Below are 557 nucleotides of genomic sequence, written 5' to 3' on the forward strand. Positions count from 1 at the left end.
GAAAGCTCCTCGGGATGGGGCGAACTACCGCTCTTCCAGGCGATCATGGGCTCCACCGGCACCGCCCCGGAGGCGTCGCCGATGATATGGCCCGCCTGGCTCCAGTTCCCGTGTTCGTCGTACATGAAATTGGGGTAACGGTAGCGGGGTTCGTAGACCAGCTCCCGCACCGTAAAGGTGGTCGTAAAGCCGTCAGAGGCAATGAACTTGATCAGCGTGGCCTGCTCGTCTAGCCCCCCGGCCAGCTTCAAGAGGTCGGTCAGCTTGACCCCCTTGCCCCGGTAAAAGTTCTTGGTGGGCCAGGTGTTGATGGTGCTGTACAGCTCGTCATGCTGCGGCAGATAAACCCACCCGCATACGGACTGCAATTCCGGCGGCAATGCCTCTGTGCCCCGCAGCTGGTACTGGGAAATGGTTACGCCGGGTGTGCCGTCGCCGTCCGGGTCCTGAAGGTTCAGCCCCGGCCCCTCTATGGTCAGGCTGCCCCCGGCGGCCAGAGCAGGAGAAGGCGCCGGGGCTGAACCTTCAGGACCCGGACGGCGACGGCACACCCGGCG

1 protein-coding gene is annotated in these 557 nt (G+C 64.3%); it reads right to left on the reverse strand.

From position 1 onward, the window contains the following. Positions 1-557 (reverse strand): hypothetical protein (locus tag NUV99_12130; protein ID MCR4420836.1); only part of this gene is annotated, 557 nt, incomplete at both ends.

It is taken from the genome of Clostridia bacterium (assembly GCA_024653205.1).
Classification (GTDB): domain Bacteria; phylum Bacillota; class DSM-521; order Neomoorellales; family SLTJ01; genus JANLFO01.